Source organism: Streptomyces sp. NPDC057654 (genome assembly GCF_042800135.1).
Lineage (GTDB): Bacteria > Actinomycetota > Actinomycetes > Streptomycetales > Streptomycetaceae > Streptomyces.
Genome location: NZ_JBHVHQ010001080.1, coordinates 1 through 2,534 on the forward strand (window position 1 = coordinate 1; position 2,534 = coordinate 2,534).

3 protein-coding genes are annotated in these 2,534 nt (G+C 70.7%); 1 reads left to right on the top strand and 2 read right to left on the bottom strand.

Going from position 1 to position 2,534, the window contains the following annotated elements:
* Positions 1-85: 85 nt before the first annotated feature.
* A complete protein-coding gene (locus tag ACFU99_RS40635) occupies positions 86-508 on the bottom strand; it encodes a hypothetical protein (protein WP_384402906.1) in 423 nt (140 codons plus the stop codon).
* Between the two features lie 8 nt (positions 509-516).
* Entirely contained in the window at positions 517-1,035 is a 519-nt protein-coding gene (locus tag ACFU99_RS40640; protein ID WP_384402909.1) for a SigE family RNA polymerase sigma factor, read from the bottom strand.
* A 218-nt stretch (positions 1,036-1,253) separates the two neighbouring features.
* Here ACFU99_RS40640 and ligD point away from each other — a divergent pair, with 218 nt between their 5' ends.
* Positions 1,254-2,201, top strand: a complete 948-nt coding sequence (gene ligD / locus ACFU99_RS40645; protein ID WP_384402912.1) for a non-homologous end-joining DNA ligase — start codon at positions 1,254-1,256, stop codon at positions 2,199-2,201.
* Positions 2,202-2,534: the final 333 nt, after the last annotated feature.

The following is a 2,534-nucleotide window of genomic DNA, read 5'->3' on the forward strand; positions in this document are numbered from 1 at the left end:
CCACCGGACCGCCCGGCGATTCTGCGTGGGGGCTGATTCACGGGGGAATTACCGGGGGGGGGATTACGGGGGGATTACGGGGGGACTACGGGGTGTACATGCGTTCCGTCGCCGGCTGATGCCCCTCCCGGGGGGCCATCGGCGAGCGCGTGACGGTGCCCGACGGCGTCCCATAGGTCTCCATCGACCTGGACGGCCACTGGCCGGGCGGAGCCGGCGTGTGCGTTTCGATGGATACGCGCGGCGTCGGAGTCGGAGTCGGCGCGCCGGCCGGGGCCACGGGCAGCGGATCGCGTTCGGCGCCGCCCGACCGGACCGCGCCCACGGCCATGGTCACCGCGGCCACGACGACCACCACCCCGGCCGCCGTGAGCGCCGCCCGGCGTCGGCGCAGTCGCCGTCCGCCCCTGATGGCCGCGTCGGTCACGCTGGGCAGCGAAGGTTCCGGGCGCGCGTCGAGGACATCGCGGAAGGCGGCGTGCAGAGCCTCGTCGTCGTGCTCGTCCATATCTCGCCTCACCTACCGGGCCTCCCGGCCGATCCGCCGCTCAGGCTCTCGACGATGGTACGGAGCCGGGTCAGCCCGCGGGAACTCTGGCTCTTGACCGTCCCCGGCGATATCCGCAGTGCCTGCGCGGTCTGCTCCACCGTCCAGTCCTCCCAGAATCGCAGGACCAGCACGGCGCGATAGCGGGGCGACAGTTCCATCAGGGCCTCCTGCATCATCAGTCGCAACTCCGGTGCGTCCGGCGCGGCGGAGGTCAGGTCTGGCGGTTCGCCCACCGGCTCCTCCCGCCAGCATCCTTTGCGCTGCTGGTCGATGAAGGTACGGGCCAGGATGGTACGCGCGTACGCGTCCACGTTGCCGTCCTTGCGGACGCGGCCCCACGCCGCGTAGAGCTTCATCAACACGGTCTGGGTCAGGTCCTGGGCCTGGTGCCAGTCCCCGCACAGCAGGTAGGCACTGCGCCTGAGATGCGCCTGCCGCGCCTCGGCGAACTCCCGGAACTCCCGCTCCCGGACCGCTTCCCTCACTCTTGCCGAACCTCCGGTACTCCGGGCCTCCGCCGCTTCGCCTGTACGGTGCCCTTCCCCTTACATACGGAATGCGGCGCGGTGAGGTTGCCTGGTCCGATGGAGAGATTTTTCCCGTTGCGGCATGCAACGTGCGCGGACGCCCTTTCCGTACCCCGGCTCCGGGGGGCGGGTTTGTCATGTTTGTCATCGGGACGGCCGGGAAACCCGTAGCCACCGTGGGCACGAAACGGAACGTCGAGATCCAGCGGCCGGAGAAGGTGCTCTTCCCCAATGACGGCAGTGATGGCGGCGATGTCGGCAACGACAGCGACGGCAGCGATGGCGACGGCAGTGACGGCGGCATCACCAAGGCCGACCTCGCCGAGCACTACCGGGCGGTCGCCCCGCTGATGCTGCCGCAGCTGCGCGGGCGGCCGATCATGATGGAACGGCACCCCGACGGCATCGGCGGCAAGCCCCTGATGCAGAAGAACGCGCCGGACTACTTCCCCGACTGGGTGCGCCGGGCCGTCCTGCCCAAGGAAGGCGGCAAGGTCACACACGTCGTATGCGACAACCGGGCGACGCTCCTATACCTCGCCGACCAGGCGTGCGTCACCCCGCACCGCTGGCTCTCCCGCGCGGACCGGCCCGACCACCCGGACGTACTCGTCTTCGACCTCGACCCGCCCGGCGAAGGCGACTTCGAGGCCGTGCGCTGGGCAGCGCGGCGCGTATGCGAACTGCTGGACACCGTACGGCTCCCGACCCGTCTGATGACGACGGGGTCCCGCGGCCTCCATGTCCTCGCGCCGCTCGACCGGCAGTCGGACTTCGATTCCGTACGGGCCTTCGCACGCGACGTCGCCGAGGAACTGGAGCGCCGGCACCCGGACCGGCTGACGACGGCGGCCCGCAAGGCGGACCGGGGCGACCGTCTGTACCTGGACACCCAGCGCAACGGTTACGCGCAGACCGCCGTGTCCCCGTATGCAGTACGGGCCCGTCCCGGCGCCCCCGTCGCCGTCCCCATCGCCGCCGCCGAACTGGACGATCCCGAACTGCGCCCCGACCGCTGGACGTTGCGGACGGTGGGCGAGCGCCTGGAGTCCGATCCGTGGTCCGGTACGCCCTTCAGAGGCCGCTCCTTGCGAGCGGCGGCGGCGCGGCTCGGGAGGGTCTGAAGGCGCAACACGCCGGGTGGCGGCTAGCCTTACGTATCCGTCCTCCTCGGGGACTTTTCCCCGCACTACGGACATAAATCGCACCCGAGACACGTGAAGGACTGCTCCATATGGGCATTCGGAGTCTGCTGCGGAATGCGTTCGGTCGGTCCAAGGCCGATCGGAACGGCGGGTCGCCAATGCCGGCTGGCGCCGGCTTGATTGCCAGCGGGTCGGCTGGTGCCGGGTCGGCTGACGCCGGTTCGGCTGACGCCGGGGGGACGGATACCGCGTCGACTGACGCCGGGTCGGCTGCCGCCGAAGGGGCGGGTACCAGTCCGGCCGGCACCGGGG

Bases quoted from the DNA above. Each gene is read 5' to 3' on its own strand.
- ACFU99_RS40635 (WP_384402906.1), bottom strand. From the start codon at position 508: ATGGACGAGCACGACGACGAGGCTCTGCACGCCGCCTTCCGCGATGTC.